This is a genomic window from Sphaerisporangium sp. NPDC051011 (assembly GCF_040653595.1).
Taxonomy (GTDB): domain Bacteria; phylum Actinomycetota; class Actinomycetes; order Streptosporangiales; family Streptosporangiaceae; genus Sphaerisporangium.
On sequence record NZ_JBFAGG010000019.1, the window covers coordinates 50999 to 70212 of the forward strand.

Here is a 19214-nt window from a genome sequence, read left to right on the forward strand (position 1 = left end):
ATCGTAGCGTGCGTGCCGCAGTGTCAGCTGGCACGCTGCGGCAATGGCAGATGCGAGGTACGACCACATCGTGATCGGCGCCGGGGCACTCGGCGCCGCCGCGGCCTACTGGCTGAGCATGGCCAGGCGCGGAAGCGTGCTGGTGTGCGAGCAGTTCACCCCGGGGCACTCCAGAGGCTCGTCGGACGACCACTCGCGTATCATTCGGCATGCCTACCACTCACCGGTCTACACCGCGTTGACCCCCTCTGCCTACGACACCTGGACCGAGGTCGAGGAGCACGGCGGCGAAAAGGTCGTGGTCCGTACGGGAGGGCTGGACCTGGCCAGGGTGGATACGCCCGGTTTCGAGGTGCTGCAATCCTACCGGCAGTCCCTGGACGCTGCAGACATTCCGTACGACGTGCTGACGGCGGCTGACGTTCGCGATGCCTGGCCGCAGTGGGTGATCGACGATGACACCACCGCGCTCTTCCAGCGCGACGGCGGTCTGGTCGACATCCGCCGGGCCACGGCGCAGCATCTCCGGCTGGCCAGGGAGCAAGGCGCGACGGTGCTGGACGACTGCACGGTCCAGGACATCGAGTCGACGTCCACCGGTGTGCTGGTTCGCACCGGCCAAGGCGACTTCAGCGCCGGTTCGCTGGTCGTCTGCGCAGGATCGTGGGCGCCGCCGCTGCTCGAACGGCTTGGCACCTCGATCCCGCTCGCGCTGTCTCAGGAGCAGGTCCAGTACTTCGCCGCCGACCTCGAGGCGTTCCGTCCCGACCGGTTCCCGATCTGGATCTGGCACGGCGACCACGACTTCTACGGCATCCCCATGTACGGCGAGCAGGGCGTCAAGGCCGCCAGGGACATGACGGGCAGGTTCGTGACGCAGGAAACCCGTAGCTTCGAGCCCGATCCGGCGGAGACGGAGTTCGTCAGGGGCTTCCTCCGAGAACGGCTTCCCGCATGGGCGGGGAAGACCGTGCTGGCCAAGACCTGCGTCTACGACCTGCCCAGAGACCGGGAGTTCATCGTCGGCGCCGTCCCTGGGCATCCGCGGGTGTTCCTGGCGGTCGGCGCCGGGCACGCGGGCAAGTTCGCCGGCTTGCTGGGCCGTATCCTCGCTGACCTGGCCTTCGAAAATCCGCCGAAGTATCCGATCGAGGCGTTCAGCCCGGATCGGTCCTCGCTTTCCGAGGCCGCCCCGGCTCGATACCGGCTTGGGCAGGAGGTGTCATGAAACGCAGGACCTTCCTGGGCGCCGCAGGGCTCGCGGTTGGCGCAAGCGTCGTGGCCGGATGCGGGAGGCCCCGCACGACGGCCGCACCGAGCGTGCCCGCAGGCCCGCCGCGAAGAGGTGGGCGGCTGCGCGTTGGCATGATGGGCGCAGGCAAGTCCGAATCGTTCAACCCCTCCGGCGCCACGAGCGCGTTGATCAACATGGCGATGACCTGCGCGGTCTACGACTCGCTCGTCGACATCGGCCCGAACATGGAGATCCGCCCCGCCCTCGCCACCCGCTGGACGTCCGGCAAGGACGCGCGGACCTGGACGTTAACCCTCCGCGAGGGCGTCACCTGGCACGACGGCAAGCCCTTCACCGTGCAGGACGTGATCTACACGCTGCGCTGGATGGCCGACCCCGACAACCAGCTCTCCGTCAGCGTGGCCAACGTCGACCTCGACCACGTCAAGGCCACTGGACCGCACGGCATCGTCATCCCCCTCAAGAGCCCCGACCTGCTCTTCCCCCAGACGATCTCCGCCTGCTGGGTCGTGCAGGACGGCACCACCGACTTCAGCAAGCCGGTCGGCACGGGCCCGTTCATCTTCGCCTCGCTCGACCAGGGCCGGCAGAGCGTCTGCCGGCGCAACCCGGTCTACTGGGACAAGGGCAAGCCGTACGTCGACGAGTTGGTCATCCAGTCCATCGACGACAACATGGCCCGCGTCAACGCGCTGCTCGGCGGCCAGATCGACGTGCTGGCGCAGATGCCGTTCACCCAGGCCAGAGCGCATGCGAGCAGTGGTATCAGGCTCCTCGACACCCCCAGCACCGCCTCCCAGGCGTTCTACATGGCCGTCGACCGGAAGCCGTTCGACGACGTACGCGTCAGGCAGGCGATGCGCCTGCTCGTGGACCGCCGGCAACTCGTAGACGTCGCTCTGTTCGGCTTCGGCACCGTCGCCAACGACCTGTTCGGCAAGGGCCTGGAGTTCTACGCCGACGCGATCCCCCAGCGCAAGCGTGACGTCCAGCAGGCCAGGGCGCTGCTGGCGCAAGCCGGGTACGCCGACGGGCTGACGGTGACGTTGGAGACGGCGGCCGTCGCGCCCGGCATGGTCGAGGCGGCGACGCTCTTCGCCCAACAGGCCAAGGACGGCGGCGTGACGATCAACGTCTCCCAGGTGGACGCCACGTCCTACTTCGACCCGACCCTGCAGTACCTGCAGCGACCGTTCGCGCAGACGCTCTGGGCCGGATTCGCCAACCTGGCGAACTTCTACCAGTACGCCGTCCTGCCCGACGGCTACGGCAACGAGACGCACTGGACGAAAGAGCAGACCGGCGTCCAGGTCGCCGCCGCGATGGCCGCCACGCGGGAGTCGGCAGCGCAGAGCGCTTGGCTGGCCGTACAGCAGGAGCAGTGGGACGCCGGAGGCTACATATGGTGGGCCAACGTCAACAATCTCGACGCCACGTCGAGCCGGGTAGCGGGGATCACGCCGAGCCGATATCTGGCGCTCGGCCTTCCATCCGGCCTGGCCAACGCCTACTTCACCGCATGAACCCGGTGGTCGTGTACGTCCTGCGTCGAATCGCCGCGGGCCTGCTCACGCTGCTGGTCCTGTCCGTCCTGGTGTTCGTCGCCACCTCCGTGCTGCCGGGCGACGCCGCCAGCGCGCTGCTCGGCCGCCAGGCCAAGGGGCCCGCCCTGGACGCCTTGCGGCACGAGATGGGGCTCGACCGACCGCTGGCGCGGCAGTACTGGGACTGGCTCACCGGGCTGCTGCACGGGGATCTGGGGCATTCGGTCACGAGTTACGTAGCCGGTGCCGACATCAGCGTGTGGAGCCAGATCAGCGGCAGGCTCGCGAACTCCGTGGTGCTCGCCGCGGTGTCGTTCGTGCTGATCGTCGCGGTGTCCCTGCTGCTCGGCGTGTACGTGGCACTGCGCGCGGGCCGCTGGCAGGATCACCTGATCTCGACGGCGACGCTGGTGCCCGCCGCCCTTCCCGAGTTCGTGCTCGGAGCCCTGATCCTGGCGGTTTTCGTCACCTGGCTCGACGTCCTGCCACCGGTGTCACTGATCGCTCCGGGCCATAGCCCGCTCGAAACTCCCCAGCTGCTCGTGCTTCCGGTGCTGACGCTGATCGGGGTGACCGTCGGGGCTTCGGTACGGATGATCCGGGCCGGAATGCTGGAGGCGTTGTCGGCCGATTCCGTCGCCGTCGCCCGGCTGAACGGCATCGCCGAGCCGCGCGTCATCCGCCGCTACGCGCTGCGCAACGCGCTGGCCCCCAGCATCCAAGTGTTCGCGCTGATCGCGCAGTACCTCGTGGGGGGCCTGCTCATCGTGGAGGTGATGTTCGGCTATCCGGGCATCGGAAAGGAACTCGTCGATGCCGTCACCATCCATGACAACACCGAGGTCAGGTCGGTCACGATGATCCTGGCCGTCATCTACGTGGCGGTGACCATCGTGGCCGACGCGCTGGTCATGCTCGCCGTACCGAAGCTCAGGACGGATACGGCATGAACGGGCGGCGCATCGGGCTGGTGATGTTCGGCCTCATCGCCCTCATCGCGCTGGCCGGCCCGCTCCTCGCCCCCCACGACCCGGCCAGGACCATCGGCCTGCCGTTCGACGCGCCGGGCGGCCACGCCCTGCTGGGGACCGACTTCCTGGGCCGCGACGTGTTGTCGAGAGCACTGGCCGGTGGCTGGAGCGTGCTGGCCTACGCGGGGCTGGCCACCCTGCTCGCCTACGCGGTCGGGCTCCCGATCGGGCTGGCCGCGGGCTACACACGTTCGTGGCTGGACTCGGTGCTGATGCGTGGCGTCGACGTGCTGATCGCCTTCCCCGCGCTGGTGTTCGTCCTGCTGGTGGCCACAGGGCTCGGGCGAGGCATCGTGCCCGTCGTCCTGGCGACCGCGATCATCCAGGTCCCCGCGATCGCGCGGATCATCCGGGCCGCCACCGCCGAGCAATCGGTCCGTGGCTACGTCGAGGCGGCGGTCGTCCGTGGTGAGAGCTCGGTGTCGGTCCTGCGGCGAGAGGTGCTGCCGAACATCGCGCGGCCCATCGCAGCCGACATCGGCCTGCGCAGCACCTGGTCGGTGCTGCTGATCGCCGGAGTCAACTTCCTCGGTCTCGGCATGCAGCCGCCGGCCGCCGACTGGGGCCTGATGGTCTCGGAGAACAGGGCAGGAATGGACCTCGATCTGAACCCCTTGTCGGTGCTGATCCCCGCGATCATGCTCGGCGTGCTCACCGTGGCCATCAACCTGATCAGCGACGCGCTGGCCGGAGGCAAACGATGAGCGTGCTGAGCGTGACCGGGCTGCGCATCGAGCTCGCCTCGGGACAACCGGTCGTCGAGGACGTGGACCTGAGCCTCGGGCCGGGGGAGATCCTCGGTCTGGTGGGCGAGTCGGGCAGCGGCAAGAGCACGACCGCGCTGGCCCTGCTGGGTTTCGCGCGGACCGGCACGTCCATCGTGTCCGGCGACGTGGTCGTGGCCGGACAGCACGTCCTCCAACTGGAGGAGAACGCTCGCCGTCGGGTGCGGGGCGAGCTTGTCTCCTACGTCCCGCAGGACGCCGGACAGGCGCTGAACCCTTCCCTGCGCATCGGGGCAGCCATCTCCGACGTCATGCGCCGACCGCGTGACGTGTTCGAGCTGCTCGCTGCAGTGGACCTGTCGGAGGGTACGGCGAAGCGGTTCCCCCACCAGCTCTCCGGCGGCCAGCAGCAGCGGGTCACGATCGCGATGGCGCTGTGCTGCGGTCCTCCCCTCATCGTGATGGACGAGCCGACCACCGGCCTCGACGTCATCACGCAGGCGAGCGTCCTCGACGAGGTGCGCCGGCTGCGCGAGGAGCAGGACGCGGCGATCGTGTACGTGTCGCACGACCTGGCGGTGGTGTCCCAGCTGGCCGACCGCATCGCCGTCATGTACGCGGGGAGGATCGTGGAGGAGGGGCCGGCCGCGACGTTGCTGGAGCGGCCACGACACCCCTACACCCGCGGCCTGCTCCAGTCGATTCCGGACCACCGCCGCCCGGCCCGGCCGATCGCCATGCCGGGCACCGCCGTCGGCGTCGAGGACCGGCCCCCGGGCTGTGCCTTCGCGCCGCGCTGTCCGCAACAGACGGCCGAGTGCCTCCAGGCACCGCCTGAGCCTGCGTGGATCGCCGACGGGCATCTGGTGCGCTGCCTGCACTCGGCGGCGACCCCGCCCATCACGCTCGGTGATCAACGGACCCCGGCCCAGGAATCGGGGGACGGCGCCCTGTTGGATGTCCGCGACCTCCACGCCGGGCATGGGACGGTCGTTGCCGCCGACGGAGTGTCCTTCGAGCTCGCCAAGGGCGAGTGCCTGGCCCTGGTCGGCCAGTCGGGGAGCGGCAAGACGACGATCGCGCGCTGCCTGGTCGGCCTGCACCGCCCGGACCGGGGCACGATCCTGCTGGACGGCGAGCCGCTGGCCGACCGGGTGCGCCGCCGTACGGTGGACCAGCGTCGCCGCGTCCAGTACATCTTCCAGAGCCCCTACCAGTCGCTCAATCCGCGCCGCCAGATCGGCGACGAGCTGGCCAGACCCGCCCAGGTTCTGCGCGGGCTGTCGGCTGCGCAGGCGCGGGCCGAGGTCGGCGCGCTGCTGGAGCAGGTACGGCTGCCCGCGCGGACGGCCGAGCGCTATCCCCACCAGCTCTCCGGTGGTGAGCGCCAACGGGTGGCGATCGCCAGGGCGCTGGCCGCCACACCCGACGTGCTGGTGTGCGACGAGATCACCTCAGCGCTGGACGTCTCGGTGCAGGCCGCGATCCTGGAGCTGCTCGGCGAGTTGCGGGCCGAGCTGGGGCTGTCCGCCCTGTTCATCACCCACGACCTGGGCGTCGTGTCGGTCGCGGCCGACCGGGTCCTGGTCCTCGACCGCGGGGCGGTCTGCGAGTCGGGAACCGTCTCCGACATCCTGAGCGCGCCCGCCCATCCCTACACCCAACGGCTGGTCGCGGCGGCACCCAGCTTGATCGGAGTTTGACGATGACGGACTTCATCCGCCTGGAGGAGGAACGGCTCGCTCAGCGTCCGGCCGAGCTGCCGTTCAGCCGTGAGGAGTACGCGGCCAGGCTGGCACTGCTGCGGGCGCGGATGGCCGAGAGCGGGCTCGACATCCTGCTGATCACCTCGCCGGACGGCATGTGCTGGCTGCACGGCTATGATGCCCGCTGGTACCGCTCACACTCCTCGACGTGCTTCCCGCCCACTCATTGCACGGTCGTCCACGTCGACCACGACCGGATACTCCTCATCGAGGTGGCCGAGCACGAGCAACTGGTACGGCTGACCTCGTGCGTGGACGACTTCCGCGGGATTCCCGAGACGGATCTGGACGGCTTCACGGACCTCCTTGCCGCCGAGTTGGCCGCTCGCGGCTGGACCCGCGGGACCGTCGGCGTCGAGCGGTGGAGCGCCCTCCCCAACCCGGCCGGGCTGGCCGCCATCGAGGCGATGCTGACCACACGCGGGTACGGCCTGGCCGACGCGACCACGGTGATCCGCCGAGCCCGCCGGATCAAGTCCGCCGCCGAGATCGCCATGATCGAGCACGCGCAGGCCGCCTGCGACGCCGGGATCACCGAGCTCCACCGGCAGGCGTATCCGGGCATGACCGAGCTGGAAGCCTGGAACACGTACATGACCGGCATGATCGCCGCAGGCGGGGAGCCCACAGCGATGCACGAGACCATCGCCGTCGGCCCGCCGATGCCGATGCTGCACGGCGTCAGCACCCGCAGGAAGATCCAGCGCGGCGACTACTTCCACGCCGACGTCGCAGGCGCCGTACACCGCTACCACGCACGAGGAACCCGCCCCTTCTTCGTCGGCGAACCACCTCCCTGGTTCACCGACCTGGCGAAGGTCATCGCAGGCGCGCACGACGTGCTCACCGCGACGGCCCGCCCAGGGCTGCCGTTCCGCGACCTGCACCGCGCGCTGCGCGAGTACTTCGCCGAGGCCGGAGTCGACGGGTGGGCCGGCGGCTACGAGCTCGGGGTCTCCCTCCCGCCCGACTGGGTCGGCGAGTTCGTCTGGTCCAGTTCGGATGAGGACACCGAGGACGTCATCGAGGCCGGGCTGGTGACGAACTTCGAGAGCATCGCGTTCCTCGCGATGGTCGACACCGTCGTGTTCGACCGGGACGGCGCGCGTCTGCTGTCCACCCTTCCCCGCGAGGTCATGATCGTGGAGGTCGCGTGATCGAGAAGGTCGTTTCGGCCGAGGGGTTCAGCCTGTGCTGCGAGGTGAGCGGGCAGGGCGGGACGCTACTTCTGGGCCTGCACGGCGGGCCGGGCGGCGATGGCTGCGCCTACATGGATCCGTTGCACCGGCTGGCCGGTGCCGGCCGCCGGGTCGTCACCTTCGACCAGCTCGGCACCGCCAGGTCCGAGGTACCGGCGGAGCCGTACCCCTGGAGCATCGAACGGGCGGTCGCCGACGTGGATGCCGTACGCACCCACTTCGGAGCCGAGCGGGTCGACCTGCTCGGCCACTCCTGGGGCGGCATGCTCGCTCTGCAGTACACGCTCGACCATCCGGAACGGGTCGGGCGCCTGGTGTTGTCCAACACCACACCGAGCACCGCGAGGATCACCACAGAGTTCCTGCGGCAGGTCCTCGGCCTGCTGCCGCCGCGCGAGGCGGCGGCGGCGCTGACGGCTGACGCGCTGGGCGACCATGACGACCCGGCCTTCGTCTCGGCCGTGACCCGGTGGCTCGCGGCCTACTCGACCAACTTCCAGGACACCGAGCAGATGAGCGCGGAGGCGCTGGCTCCTGGCCCTGCGGGCGAGGGACTCTGGGGCGATCGCCTGTGGTTCGCCACGACAGCCCTGCGCGGCTGGGACGTGGAAGCTCGCCTGCCCGAAATCGTCGCACCGACCCTCGCCGTCCACGGCGGCCACGACATGTCGTCCAGGGAGATCAACCAGGTCCTCGCCGATGGCATCCCCGACTGCGAGTGGCTGACCTTGAACCGCAACGGCCACGGCATGTTCGACGAGCCCAACGTCGACGTCTACCTCACGATCGTCGACTCCTTCCTCAAAAGGTGGACCCGATGACCAACCCCACAGCCGGCCAGATCATGCGTGACCACATCGAGCGCGGCCTCGGCATGCCGCGCGAGCTCTACATGACAGCCGAGCTGTTCGAGCAGGAGCTCGAAGCCATCTTCAACCGCAGCTGGCTGTTCGCCGCGCACGAGTCGCAACTGGCCAGGCCAGGCCAGTACGTCACGGTGGAAAGCGGCCTGGAGAGCGTGATCGTCAGCAGGACCCTGGAGGGAGAGATCGCCGCGGTCCACAACGTCTGCCGCCATCGCGGTGCCCGCCTGCTCGACGCGGGATGCGGCTCCGCACGGCGGCTGGTCTGCCCGTACCACCAGTGGGCCTACAAGCTGGACGGGACCATGCTGGGCGCCTCCAAGATGCCACCGGACTTCGACAAGGACCGCTACCCCTTGCGGAAGGCGAAGGTCGCCATCTGGCAGGGGCTGGTCTTCGTGAACCTCGACGAGGAAGCCACCCCGCTGGCCGACCTGCTGGCTCTCGGTGAGGACGCCATCGCCCCCTTCGACCTTCCCGGCGCGACCGTCGCCCACGAGATCACCTACGACGTGCGGGCGAACTGGAAGCTGGTCTGGGAGAACGCCCAGGAGTGCTACCACTGCAACGTCAACCATCCGGAGCTCCTCAGAGCGTTCGATGTGGCCGCTCTCGGTGACGATCTGCGGCGCAGCGATGACATGCGGGTGCAGTGCACCCGGCTGGGGCTCAAGCCCGGAGCGGTCTCGCTCACCGTCGACGGACAGCCCGCCTCCTCCCGGCCCATGCTGTCCGGCGAGCCGTACACCGTGGCCCTGCACCTGAAGCCCACCTTCGCCGTCGTCTGCTGCCCCGACTACGCCGTCGTCCTGCGCGACCGGCCCGTCGCGATCGACCGCACCGAGGTCACCATGACGTGGCTCGTCCGGGCCGATGCGGAGGCGGGGCGTGACTACGACCTGGACAACCTGATCAAGGTATGGGACCAGACGAACCTGCAGGACTGGGCGCTGTGCGAGCGCACCCAGCTCGGTGTCCGGTCCCGCTTTTTCGAGCCTGGCCCGCTGTCGGGTGAGGAGCCGTCCGTCGCGGCGTTTCACCAGGCCTACGCAACGATGCTCTCTGGGGAGATGTGATGTCGGTAACCGTCGTGGTCGGTGCTGGAGTCATGGGCGCCTCGGTAGCCCACCATCTGCTGGAACGTGACGCGGGCCAGGTGATCGTGGTGGACTCCGGCGTACCCGCCGCCGCGACCTCAGGCGCGGGCGCCGGATTCGTCGGCCTGTGGGCCGCCGGGTACGCCAACTTCTTCACCGACACCGATCTGGAGCTGGAGAAGTACGGCGTCGCCTACTACCGCCGGCTCGCCGGGAGTGGAGCGGCGATCGACTACCGCTCCAACGGCAACATGTACGCGGCGACGACAGAAGAGGGCTTGCGGAGCTGGGTGGAGCCGGTCCTCGACCACCCATTCGCGCCCGAAGAGACCCGAGCTCTTTCGGCCAGGGACGTCGCCGACCTCACGGGCGGCGTGATCGCGGCGAAAAGCGTCGTCGGCGGCGCCCTACACCCGGGAGGCATCCAGATCAGCGCCGGTCGCACCACGCGCGCGCTCGCCTCGCGGCTGCCGGAAGTCCGGACGAACACCCGGGTCACCGGCCTTCTCACGTCCGACGGTGCCGTCGTCGGAGTACGCACCAGCGCGGGCGACATCGCCGCCGACCGGGTGGTGCTCGCCTGCGGCGCCTGGACCAACGAGCTGCTCGGCGAGGTCGGCTACCGAGTGCCGCTGCTGCGCATGGTCGCCACGCGGGTCGTCTCACCGCATTCGGGCGTCTCGTCGTCGATGCCGACGGTCATGATCCCTGACTTGTTCGGGCTCTGGCTACGCGAACACCGTGGCGGGCTCACCTACGGAAACGGCGACGGCTACGCGCCCCTGTTCGAGCTGGACGCCACGGCGGGCGACGGCGGGCAGCCGCGCCACGAGGAGCTCGCCGACCGCCTGACCTCGACGTTGGTGCCGAAGCTGCGCAAGCTGGTGCCGGTGAAGGACACCACGATTTCCTGGTGGCTGCAGGGCATCCCGTGCATGACCCCTGACCGGCGCTTCCTGGCCGGGCCGGTGCCCGATGCCGCCGGGCTCTACGTCCTGGCCGGGGACAACGAGGCTGGGGTGACTCACGGGCCCGGGCTCGGGCGGATGCTGGCCGACGTCATCCTGGATGGGTCGAGCGAGTGGGTGGACCAGCGCGCCTACCGGCTGGACCGGTTCGATCCCGCCGCCTATCCCACGGAGCAGTCGGTGCTGGCCGCGATGCCCGCCCGGCGGTGATCACGCAGTCGGAGTACGTAAAGGAGCACTTCCGGCGGATCCGCTCGCCGTCACGTCGGACTACCGGATGAGGAGCATGCCCGCTGGTGGAGACTTGGCGGGTGAGTGATTTGCAACGCCTCACCGACCGAGTCGGCGAACAGCTGTCCCGGTCGGTCGCCATAGACGACCCGCAGATGCGGCTGCAGTCCTACAGCCCGCACTACGGCGCAGTGGATGAGCAACGGCTGGCCTCGATCCTGCACAGGAAGGCCAATCCCGAGGCCATCGAGTGGGCGCGCCGGCACGGCGCACAGCATGCCACCGGTTGGTTCCGCCTGCCGGGCAACCCCGAGTTCGGCATGCTGAGCCGGGTGGGCATACCGATCCGGTTCCGCGACCTGCACCTGGGTTATCTGTGGCTCATCGACGCCGAAGAGTCGCTGACGGCCGAGGAGATCGCGGTGGCGGAGCGGGCGGCGGACGAGGCCGCGAACATCCTCTACCGTGACGGGCTGCTCAACAACCTCCAGCGAGCCCGCGAGCGTGAGCTCCTGCGGGACCTGCTGGACGACGACCCCGCGGTCCGCGCGCAAGCGGTCAGCGGCCTCGCCGAGGACGCGCTCATGGACATCGCCCGGCCGGTCCGCGTCATCGTCCTGGACACCGAGGAGCCCGCCGACCACGACGACCGTGCCAACGCGGCCGACCTGTCCCTCGCACACGCCAGGCGGCAACTCCCGATCAGGCGCGGCCTGCACCTGGTGCGACCCGACCACGCCATCCTGGTCGTGGCCGTCGACCGCGACACCAGGCCGGTAGAGCTGGCGGGCCGCATCAAGGCGGACTACGAACGAGGTCTGCAGGGTGCGGGTGCCGACAGTGGACGCGTCGGCATCGGGATGCAGGTCGCCCACCTTGCCGATGCGCGTCTGTCCTACCGGCAGGCCCAGCAGGCGACGCGCATCGGCCGGGTCCTGGGCCTGGACAGCATCGTCGAATGGTCCGAGCTCGGGATCTACCGCATACTGGCCGAGCTGCCCTTCCAGCAGATCAGCCTCGACCTGCTGCATCCCGCGCTCGGCAAACTGGCCGAGCGGGATGAACCCGGTCAGCTGCTGCACACCCTGGAGGTGTTCCTGGACCTCGCAGGCGATATCAAGGCGACCTCCGAGCAGCTCGTCATCCATCGCACGACGCTCTACCACCGCTTGGCGAAGATCGAGGAAATAGGCGGGGTCAGCCTCCGGAAAGGCACCGAGCGTCTCGCCTTGCACCTGGGGCTCAAACTCGGCCACCTCTCCGGCCGGTACACGAAACCACATCCCGCGGCAGGCCGGCAGGCCAGAACCTCCAGTTGACTGGGCGGCTTCTTATTCCCCCTCCGTACACGCGGTATCCCTGGGCCTAAATGCGTCGAAGATGGGAGTTTGGGATTTATTTGACATTTGGTGCATGTGCGAATGTCTACCCCAAATCGACAGGCAACTTCAATCCGTAATCGGATCAATACAAGATGTGCGGTTGATGCGATGTGTGAGATTACGCCACGGCAGGTAGCGCCGAATTCCCGGCGGGGGCGCGAAGGTCGTCGAGGAGTGTGAGCCCTGGGATGGCGGGCAGCCAGGGGCGGCCCTCGGCGAGTTCGACGAGGGCGTGGAAGAAGTCGACGCCGTGTTTGCGGGCGGTGGCCAGATACTAATGAGAAACTATGCCACTGGACAATTTCGGCGCCCCGACCTGCGGCGACGTCATTTCCGAAGTCCAGTAACCAAATTTCCCTTTAGTAACTGCGGATCGCGCAGAACTGCTCGGCGCCGGCCAGAGTGCGCAAGCAGCCGGAGACCTTCTGCCTCAGCTTGATCATCCTGATCTCGCGCTGGCCGCGTTGTTGCCGAAGGGCACCCGTTGGTCTCGGGTGAACCGCGGGTAGCCCTCGTGACGGGCCGCTATCCGGGTGGCCAGGGCGTTGTGCTTCTTCATCAGCGTGCCCGACCGCGCGGCCGTGTCGTTCTTGCCGATCAGGGCGGCCGAGCGCCACAGGCGGACCTGCCCGGCCAACGCCGTCTGGTCCAGGTGCTCCAGCCCGCCCGCCTCCAGGGCCGCCTCCACCAGCGCCTTCATCTCACACAGCGCGCCGGCGGCCTGCTCGGCCCAGCACCACCGGCCGTCGGGGGCGGTGTCGATGACCTGCTGCAGCTCACGCAGGAGATGGGCGTTATGCCGACACAACGGGTCACCGGGCGGCCAGAGAGCATCCCTGGAACCACACGCGCTCGAATCCGAACACCCCCAGCGTGGGCCCACCACCCGTGATCGGGCCTGGCCGTTCTCCTTGAACGGGAACAGCCATATGCCGACATCCCGTGAGCGAAGAGTTCCGGTGTAAGACTCCGCGCGGTTGCGACGCCAACAACATGCAGGACCGCGCTGGTGACCGGCGCGGGCATGTCGGCCAGGGCGGGCCGCGGTCTGCCCGGCCTTGGCCATCATCGACCGGGTCCTGACCGCGCCGAACCAGCATCGCCGCGCGCGACGCAGGCTCTGCGTGACCGAACGGAGGCACCTGACCGCCGGACCGGGTGCCGAAGCGAGGGAGGAGATTGGTATGGGGACCGCCTTCGTGTTCGAGGGTGGCGGTAGCGTTGCCGCCACGCAGGTGGGGATGTTGCGTGCCCTGACCAAGGCGGGAATCCGACCCGATCTGGTGGTGGGCACCTCGGCTGGAGCGATCAACGCGGTCTGCTTCGCGCTGGAGCCAACATTGGCCCGGATCGAGCGTCTGGAGATGCTGTGGTACTCGGTGATGGGCAAGAACATGTTCCCGGTATCAGCGTGGGGCCTGGCGCGTGCGCTGGTGGGCCGCGGCAGCGGGGTCTCCTCCCAGACGGCGCTGCAGCGGCTGTTGGAGCGTGAGCTGGGCGAAACGAACCTCGATGACTTGGCGCTGCCCGCGCACGTGGTGGCGACCGATCTGGCCAGCGGGGACCCAGTCATCCTCTCCCAGGGTGCTACGGTGCAGGCGCTGCTTGCCAGCAGTGCGCTGCCCGGCGTGTTCCCTGCCGTCGACGTCGGCGGGCGGCTGCTCTATGACGGCGGGATCGCCGCGGCCACCCCCGTACTGCAGGCTGATGCTCTGGGCGTGGACATCAGCTATGTGCTGCCCTCCCTTGGCCGATGCGTGCCTGGGTCCGTCCCGCATGGCGCGGTGCCGGTTGCACTGCGCGCGCTGAGCCAACTGCTGGGCCACGCCTCGATGAATGCGGTCGCCCTTGCCCACCATGAGGTCTGGATGCTACCCGCACCCTGCCTCGAGACGGTGAACCCCTTCGACTTCCATGACACACCCGTCCTGATCGAAGAGGGAGAGCGGCTGGCCCACGCCTGGCTGGATGTCCACTGGGACGTTGGCGGACGGCCAGGCGTTGCGGCCATCACCGGAACGCAGTCGTGACCCGGGCTGGCATCGCGCGGGCAAGAACGATGTGAAGCCTGGGCCGGCGGATGCTGGTGACCTGGCCCGTGGTCAGAGGTGTCTGTGGCTCCTCAGTCCGGCTGGCCGCATACCGCGGCCAGCAGCCCCTCGAAATCCTCCGAGCACGGGCCGCACGCGCGCAGGTGCGCGGCGATGCCCGGGTATCGCTGTTCGGCCCCAGCGTCCTGCACCACCAGCTCGACGTAGACGTGGAGGAGGGCCATTGCCTGGTCGCACCCCACGTCGCGTGGGTCGGTGTGCAGGAAGCGCTCCAGTTCAGCCCAGCCGTTCATGAGCGCCTCGACAGGTCGTTGTCCACATAACCGTACGCGGCGAGCGCGGCCCGCAGCTTACGCCTGGCCTCAAACATCGTCTTGTAGATCGCGTTCCGGTTAGAACCGAGCTGGAGGACCAATGCGTCCAGCGGAACGCCGTTGAGTACGACCGCGACGAAGATCCGGCGCTGCCGTTCGGTCAACTTCTCCTCCACGGCCCGGCGTAGTGCCGCGAGCAGATCGCGCCACTCCGCCTCCCTGGCCGGGTCGAAGCCGAACCGATCTGGCAGACACTCCCAGTCAGCGCCTTCGAACGGCACGGCGGGGTTGCGCCAGAAATGCCGCCCGACCTTCGCCGACACCTCCAGGATCACAAACTTGTAGGCCCAGGTCGTGAACCGACTCTCACCACGGAACTCACCGATCTTGGCGGTGATGGCCAACAGCGCGTCGGCCGCGGCCTGATGCGCCAAATCGTCCAATTCAGGGCCGGTGACGCGCAGTCGCACACCGCGCCTTCGCACCTCGCTCCTGGCGATCCGCAGGAGCAGTCCATGCAACCGCCCCACGGCTGCCTCCTGCTCCGCCCCGCCACTGGTGAGCACCCGCAGCCACTCACTCGACTCGACATCGACAGAGGCGCGGGTGGCCGGCATCTCATCCATGGCACGCTCCGGTGTCGCCCATGTCTTTCATGCTAGCCACCACCCACGAGCGAAGAATTCGCAGGTAAGACGCCGCGCGGCGGCGACGCCAACAGGACATGACCAACTCACTGGACGACCAACTCACTGGACGGCAGTACCGCGCCAAAGCCGCGGACATCTGCACCCCATCGAACAGCCAAGGGCACGTGCCCGCACCGTCATTGATGTCCGACGACCGCCCGCGACCGGGCGGCGGCCCATGTCGTGGCCTTCCACCCCGAACAGGGCTGGAGCCTGCTGTGCAACGGTGACGTCGTCTTCGACGGCACCGGCGAACTGCTGCCCGACGGCCGCGTCGTCGACCACCGAGTCGACCTAATGCAACAGCCCATGAAGCCGCTCCGGCTCAACCAGGGCCCTATCGGGAGGGAGAACCTGAGATGCGCCAGATCCGTGTCAAGGTCCGGCGGCCGCGCCGGGAGCGCACCGCCGACCTCGACCTGCGCACGCCGTCAGGTCGCACGCTTCCGTACTGATCCGGGGCGTGGGTCTCCGATCGATTAACACTGAGCGATCAAGCTCCATGGCGAGAGGAATCATCATGGCAAACGTGTCAAGTATTCCGATATCTCTGGAAAGAGCTGGTAGCCGGATTTCGGTCGCCGGTCGGCTGGTGAGCCGATATGGACTAGTCGTGGTTCTGGCGTGGATCGGTGCGGGCAAGTACGTCAAAATGGAGAGCCGAGTACTGATCGAACACAGCCCCCTGCTGAGCTGGCTGTACGATTTCCTTAGTTATAGGACGGTCGCGACTTCGCTGGGCAGTATGGAGATTATCGCCGCAGCGTTCATTGCTGTTCACCTGCGCTGGCCCAGGGTCTCTGCCATAGGCAGCGCTCTCGCGGTCGTACTGTTCCTGGGAACGCTGAGCTTCCTATTCACCACCCCAGGGGTCGTGGACACCTTGGCCGACGGGTTCCCAGTACTGTCGGCTCAGCCTGGGCAGTTCCTCCTCAAGGACCTCGTGTTGATCGGCGTGGCGCTGTGGACCCTGGGCGACTCACTTGAGGCCGCCCAGAGGAAACGCGTGAATAGTCGTTGATCATTAGCGAGCCTGCTTACAGGAAGGCGCGGCGGGCGCGGGCGCGCAATTGAAGATTCGGAACATACGCGGAACACCGCTGACGAAACATGATCGAGCCCATGCTGAGCCGCAGGCCAGGCGCCCAGGGCCCCCAGCAAGATCAACTCACGCCTCCTGCCACCTCACGGAGCCCTGACGGTCGCGAGGGCCCGGCGATGGTCAGCGGGCCGGTGAGACCGGTCAGGTCAGGGGCGCGGGGGTGGTGGTGAACTCTCCCGAGGCTACGACGTGGCGGACGAACAGGGCCGCGGTGGCGGGCAGGGCGCCTGGGTGGGCGATGAGGTGCCAGTCTCGGCGCAGGGGCGTTCTCGGGGTGTCGAGCACGGCGATCGCGCCTGATGCCAGGTCGCGTGCCACCGCGTCCCGGGACATCAGGCTGACCCCGAGGCCCGCGATCACGGCCTCCCTGATGGCGGCGTTGGAGCCGATGGTCATCGTCGGCGGCGCGATGTCCAGCTCCTCCAGCAGGACCTGGGTGCTCGCCTGGGTGCCGGACCCGTGCTCGCGGAGCAGCCAGGTCTGGTCCTCCAGCCATGCGCGGCGCCGTTCCCATGGTTCCGGCGTTCCGGCGGGCCCGTCGCCTTCCGGCGGTTCCACGCGAGCGGTGTGCCCGTCGCCTCCTGGCGGTTCCACGGGAGCGGCGACGATGAGCAACTCGTGCCGGCGCATGGCGAGCACGGTCCATCCGGTGGGGGGACGGCCACCGACGACGAGGTCCACCTCGTGACGGTCGAGTAGCTCGTGGACCCGCTCCCGGTTGCCGATCTCCAGATTTATCTGGACCCGCTGATGGGCCTGGCGGAAGGCGTGCAGCAGGCGAGGGACGAGTTGCTCCCCGGCGGGCGTCACGGCGGCGATCCTCAGCTCGCCGCCCTCGGGGTCGGTCTCGCCGAGGGCGGCCGTGCGTCCCGATTCGAGCAGGCCCAGCGATCGGCGCACGTATCCGGCGTAGACCTCTCCTGCTTCGGTCAGTTCCAGCCCGCGGCCCGAAGGGCGCAGGAGCTGGAGGCCGAGCGGCCGCTGCAACGCCGCCACCGACGCCGACACCGCCGACTCGGTGACCACGAGGCGCTTGGCCGCCGCCCGCACCGAGCCGGTCTCCGCCACCGCCAGGAAGGTTCGCAACTGGGTCAGCGTCATCACACACTCCATCAAGCTTTTACTTGATTATCACGACAGAACTCTCAATAGACAACTGGACAATCGGCGATGGAGGGTAGGGCCATGGACAGATTGAGTTCAGGGGTCATCCCCTACGCGAAGCTCGGCTACTACGACCCGGACTACGTGCCCAAGGACACCGACGTGCTGTGCGCGTTCCGGATCACCCCGCAGCCAGGGGTGCCGCCGGAGGAGGCCGCGGCCGCGGTGGCGGGCGAGTCGTCCACCGCGACCTGGACGGTCGTGTGGACCGACCGGCTGACGGCGTACGACCACTACCAGGCCAAGGCGTACCGGGTCGACGAGGTGCGTCCCGGCGAGTACATCGCGTACATCGCCTACGACATCGACCTGTTCGAGGAGGGGTCGATCCCCAACCTGACGTCGTCGATCATCGGCAACGTCTTCGGGTTCAAGGCCGTGAAGGCGCTGCGGCTGGAGGACATGCGCATCCCCCTGGCGTACGTCAAGACCTTCCAGGGGCCGCCGCACGGCATCGTGATGGAGCGCGAGATCCTCGGGAAGTACGGCAGGCCGCTGCTCGGTGCGACGATCAAGCCGAAGCTGGGGCTCTCGGCGCGGAACTACGGCAGGGTCGTGTTCGACGCGCTCAGGGGCGGGCTCGACTTCACCAAGGACGACGAGAACATCAACTCGCAGCCGTTCATGCGCTGGCGGGACCGGTTCCAGTTCGTCAGCGAAGCCGTCAGGAGAGCGGAGGAGCGGACCGGGGAGATCAAGGGGCACTACCTGAACTGCACCGCCGCGACGATGGAGCAGATGTACGAGCGGGCCGAGTTCGCCAAGGAGGTCGGCAGCCCGATCATCATGATCGACCTCACGATCGGCTTCACCGCGATGGGGTCGATGTCGAAGTGGGCCAGGGACAACGGCGTGCTGCTGCACCTGCACCGTGCCGGGCACTCGACCTACACGCGGCAGAAGAACCACGGCGTCAGCTTCCGGGTGATCGCCAAGTGGTGCCGGCTCCTCGGCGTCGACCACATCCACGCCGGGACCGTGGTCGGCAAACTGGAAGGCGACGCCCAGGTGACCAAGGGCTACTACGCGACATGCCGCGACTCTTTCACCTCGGTCTCCCCGGAACAGGGCCTGTACTTCGAGCAGGACTGGGGTTCGATGCCCGGCGTGATGCCCGTCGCCTCGGGCGGCATCCACGCCGCGCAGATGCACCAGCTCGTCGACCACCTCGGTGAGGACGTGGTGCTCCAGTTCGGGGGCGGCACCATCGGCCACCCGATGGGAGTGGCCGCGGGCGCCACCGGCAACCGGGTCGCGCTCGAAGCCGTGGTCAAGGCCCGCAACGAGGGCCGTGACCTGGCGATCGAAGGACCGGCCATCTTGAAGGAAGCCGCCAAGCACTCACCGGAGCTGGCGGCGGCCCTCGCGACCTGGGGCGACGTGGAGTTCGCCTTCGAGTCGACCGACCAGCCCGACGTCATGTCGCCCGCGGGCGCGTGAGAGGAACACCATGAGAATCACCCAGGGAGCCTTCTCCTACCTTCCCGACCTGTCCGACGACGAGATCCTCGCCCAGATTCGCTACGCCGTCGGGCGTGGCTGGGCGGTGGGGGTCGAGCACACCGAGGACCCCAGCCCGAGGAACATCTACTGGGACATGTGGGCGCTGCCGCTGTTCGACCTGGACGACCCCGCGGTCGCGCTCGCGCAGGTGCGGGCGTGTCGCGCCGCCCATCCGGGTAGCCATGTGCGGGTGACCGCGTACGACGCCTCGCTCGGGCGCCAGACAACGGCGCTCGGCTTCATCGTCCACCGTCCCTGAAGCGCCGGATCCGGCCGGGGCTGGGACCGGGCTTGGCCGCGCCCGGTCCCGCCGGCATGCCCGGAGCCACC

At 68.5% G+C, this 19214-nt stretch carries 20 protein-coding genes; 15 read left to right on the top strand and 5 right to left on the bottom strand.

Annotation, left to right across the window (positions count from 1 at the left end):
• The first annotated feature begins 43 nt into the window (after nt 1–43).
• From solA to AB0H21_RS33870, 10 genes are all read left to right on the top strand, one after another.
• Entirely contained in the window at nt 44–1228 is a 1185-nt protein-coding gene (gene solA / locus AB0H21_RS33825; RefSeq protein WP_358525033.1) for an N-methyl-L-tryptophan oxidase, read from the top strand.
• Nucleotides 1225–2778 (top strand): ABC transporter substrate-binding protein, encoded by a 1554-nt coding sequence (locus AB0H21_RS33830; RefSeq protein ID WP_358525036.1) that lies wholly within the window; start codon nt 1225–1227, stop codon nt 2776–2778. The genes solA and AB0H21_RS33830 overlap by 4 nt, the downstream gene beginning before the upstream one ends.
• On the top strand, nt 2775–3749 hold the full coding sequence (locus AB0H21_RS33835) for an ABC transporter permease (RefSeq protein ID WP_358525039.1): 975 nt from the start codon (nt 2775–2777) through the stop codon (nt 3747–3749). Before AB0H21_RS33830 ends, AB0H21_RS33835 begins: the two co-directional genes overlap by 4 nt.
• A complete protein-coding gene (locus AB0H21_RS33840) occupies nt 3746–4534 on the top strand; it encodes an ABC transporter permease (RefSeq protein ID WP_358525041.1) in 789 nt (262 codons plus the stop codon). Before AB0H21_RS33835 ends, AB0H21_RS33840 begins: the two co-directional genes overlap by 4 nt.
• Entirely contained in the window at nt 4531–6258 is a 1728-nt protein-coding gene (locus tag AB0H21_RS33845) for an ABC transporter ATP-binding protein (RefSeq protein ID WP_358525044.1), read from the top strand. Before AB0H21_RS33840 ends, AB0H21_RS33845 begins: the two co-directional genes overlap by 4 nt.
• A gap of 2 nt (nt 6259–6260) precedes the next feature.
• The gene (locus tag AB0H21_RS33850; protein WP_358525047.1) at nt 6261–7478 is read left to right on the top strand and encodes a Xaa-Pro peptidase family protein; all 1218 of its coding nucleotides are present in this window, start codon (nt 6261–6263) and stop codon (nt 7476–7478) included.
• Nucleotides 7475–8341 (top strand): alpha/beta fold hydrolase, encoded by an 867-nt coding sequence (locus tag AB0H21_RS33855; protein ID WP_358525049.1) that lies wholly within the window; start codon nt 7475–7477, stop codon nt 8339–8341. The genes AB0H21_RS33850 and AB0H21_RS33855 overlap by 4 nt, the downstream gene beginning before the upstream one ends.
• Nucleotides 8338–9459, top strand: a complete 1122-nt coding sequence (locus AB0H21_RS33860; RefSeq protein WP_358525052.1) for an aromatic ring-hydroxylating dioxygenase subunit alpha — start codon at nt 8338–8340, stop codon at nt 9457–9459. The genes AB0H21_RS33855 and AB0H21_RS33860 overlap by 4 nt, the downstream gene beginning before the upstream one ends.
• Nucleotides 9459–10658, top strand: coding sequence for an FAD-binding oxidoreductase (locus AB0H21_RS33865; protein ID WP_358525055.1), 1200 nt, complete (start codon nt 9459–9461; stop codon nt 10656–10658). Before AB0H21_RS33860 ends, AB0H21_RS33865 begins: the two co-directional genes overlap by 1 nt.
• Nucleotides 10659–10759: 101 nt before the next feature.
• Nucleotides 10760–11998 carry a helix-turn-helix domain-containing protein gene (locus AB0H21_RS33870; protein WP_358525058.1) on the top strand — a complete coding sequence of 413 codons (1239 nt, stop codon included), beginning with the start codon at nt 10760–10762 and terminating at the stop codon, nt 11996–11998.
• Between the two features lie 502 nt (nt 11999–12500).
• Here the strand turns inward: AB0H21_RS33870 and AB0H21_RS33875 are convergent.
• Entirely contained in the window at nt 12501–12869 is a 369-nt protein-coding gene (locus AB0H21_RS33875; protein ID WP_358525317.1) for a hypothetical protein, read from the bottom strand.
• A gap of 250 nt (nt 12870–13119) precedes the next feature.
• Here AB0H21_RS33875 and AB0H21_RS33880 point away from each other — a divergent pair, with 250 nt between their 5' ends.
• Nucleotides 13120–14091 (top strand): patatin-like phospholipase family protein, encoded by a 972-nt coding sequence (locus tag AB0H21_RS33880; protein ID WP_358525061.1) that lies wholly within the window; start codon nt 13120–13122, stop codon nt 14089–14091.
• A 92-nt stretch (nt 14092–14183) separates the two neighbouring features.
• Here the strand turns inward: AB0H21_RS33880 and AB0H21_RS33885 are convergent, their stop codons facing one another.
• The 3 genes from AB0H21_RS33885 to AB0H21_RS33895 all read right to left on the bottom strand — a co-directional run bounded on the left by AB0H21_RS33885 (nt 14184) and on the right by AB0H21_RS33895 (nt 15400).
• Nucleotides 14184–14405 (bottom strand): hypothetical protein, encoded by a 222-nt coding sequence (locus AB0H21_RS33885; protein ID WP_358525063.1) that lies wholly within the window; start codon nt 14403–14405, stop codon nt 14184–14186.
• On the bottom strand, nt 14402–15052 hold the full coding sequence (locus tag AB0H21_RS33890) for a sigma-70 family RNA polymerase sigma factor (RefSeq protein ID WP_358525065.1): 651 nt from the start codon (nt 15050–15052) through the stop codon (nt 14402–14404). The genes AB0H21_RS33885 and AB0H21_RS33890 overlap by 4 nt, the downstream gene beginning before the upstream one ends.
• Before the next feature lie 123 nt (nt 15053–15175).
• The gene (locus tag AB0H21_RS33895; RefSeq protein WP_358525320.1) at nt 15176–15400 is read right to left on the bottom strand and encodes a hypothetical protein; all 225 of its coding nucleotides are present in this window, start codon (nt 15398–15400) and stop codon (nt 15176–15178) included.
• Between AB0H21_RS33895 and AB0H21_RS33900 the strand changes: the two genes are divergently transcribed.
• Nucleotides 15299–15598: a DUF5999 family protein gene (locus AB0H21_RS33900; protein WP_358525067.1), complete on the top strand. Its 300-nt coding sequence runs from the start codon at nt 15299–15301 to the stop codon at nt 15596–15598. The genes AB0H21_RS33895 and AB0H21_RS33900 overlap by 102 nt on opposite strands.
• A gap of 37 nt (nt 15599–15635) precedes the next feature.
• Nucleotides 15636–16136, top strand: a complete 501-nt coding sequence (locus AB0H21_RS33905; RefSeq protein WP_358525069.1) for a DUF417 family protein — start codon at nt 15636–15638, stop codon at nt 16134–16136.
• A gap of 222 nt (nt 16137–16358) precedes the next feature.
• On the opposite strand, the gene AB0H21_RS33910 is transcribed toward AB0H21_RS33905, so the two are convergent.
• Nucleotides 16359–17318 carry a LysR substrate-binding domain-containing protein gene (locus tag AB0H21_RS33910; RefSeq protein WP_358525071.1) on the bottom strand — a complete coding sequence of 320 codons (960 nt, stop codon included), beginning with the start codon at nt 17316–17318 and terminating at the stop codon, nt 16359–16361.
• 84 nt (nt 17319–17402) lie between these two features.
• On the opposite strand from AB0H21_RS33910, the gene AB0H21_RS33915 reads away from it, so the two are divergent.
• Complete coding sequence (locus AB0H21_RS33915) at nt 17403–18821, top strand: ribulose-bisphosphate carboxylase large subunit (protein WP_358525073.1); 1419 nt, start codon at nt 17403–17405, stop codon at nt 18819–18821.
• Between the two features lie 10 nt (nt 18822–18831).
• Entirely contained in the window at nt 18832–19143 is a 312-nt protein-coding gene (locus AB0H21_RS33920; protein WP_358525075.1) for a ribulose bisphosphate carboxylase small subunit, read from the top strand.
• Nucleotides 19144–19214 lie beyond the last annotated feature (71 nt).

Coding starts and splice junctions, on each gene's coding strand:
- solA (WP_358525033.1), top strand. CDS start 44: ATGGCAGATGCGAGGTACGACCACATCGTGATCGGCGCCGGGGCACTC.
- AB0H21_RS33830 (WP_358525036.1), top strand. CDS start 1,225: ATGAAACGCAGGACCTTCCTGGGCGCCGCAGGGCTCGCGGTTGGCGCA.
- AB0H21_RS33835 (WP_358525039.1), top strand. CDS start 2,775: ATGAACCCGGTGGTCGTGTACGTCCTGCGTCGAATCGCCGCGGGCCTG.
- AB0H21_RS33840 (WP_358525041.1), top strand. CDS start 3,746: ATGAACGGGCGGCGCATCGGGCTGGTGATGTTCGGCCTCATCGCCCTC.
- AB0H21_RS33845 (WP_358525044.1), top strand. CDS start 4,531: ATGAGCGTGCTGAGCGTGACCGGGCTGCGCATCGAGCTCGCCTCGGGA.
- AB0H21_RS33850 (WP_358525047.1), top strand. CDS start 6,261: ATGACGGACTTCATCCGCCTGGAGGAGGAACGGCTCGCTCAGCGTCCG.
- AB0H21_RS33860 (WP_358525052.1), top strand. CDS start 8,338: ATGACCAACCCCACAGCCGGCCAGATCATGCGTGACCACATCGAGCGC.
- AB0H21_RS33865 (WP_358525055.1), top strand. CDS start 9,459: ATGTCGGTAACCGTCGTGGTCGGTGCTGGAGTCATGGGCGCCTCGGTA.
- AB0H21_RS33885 (WP_358525063.1), bottom strand. CDS start 14,405: ATGAACGGCTGGGCTGAACTGGAGCGCTTCCTGCACACCGACCCACGC.
- AB0H21_RS33890 (WP_358525065.1), bottom strand. CDS start 15,052: ATGGATGAGATGCCGGCCACCCGCGCCTCTGTCGATGTCGAGTCGAGT.
- AB0H21_RS33905 (WP_358525069.1), top strand. CDS start 15,636: ATGGCAAACGTGTCAAGTATTCCGATATCTCTGGAAAGAGCTGGTAGC.
- AB0H21_RS33910 (WP_358525071.1), bottom strand. CDS start 17,318: ATGACGCTGACCCAGTTGCGAACCTTCCTGGCGGTGGCGGAGACCGGC.
- AB0H21_RS33915 (WP_358525073.1), top strand. CDS start 17,403: ATGGACAGATTGAGTTCAGGGGTCATCCCCTACGCGAAGCTCGGCTAC.
- AB0H21_RS33920 (WP_358525075.1), top strand. CDS start 18,832: ATGAGAATCACCCAGGGAGCCTTCTCCTACCTTCCCGACCTGTCCGAC.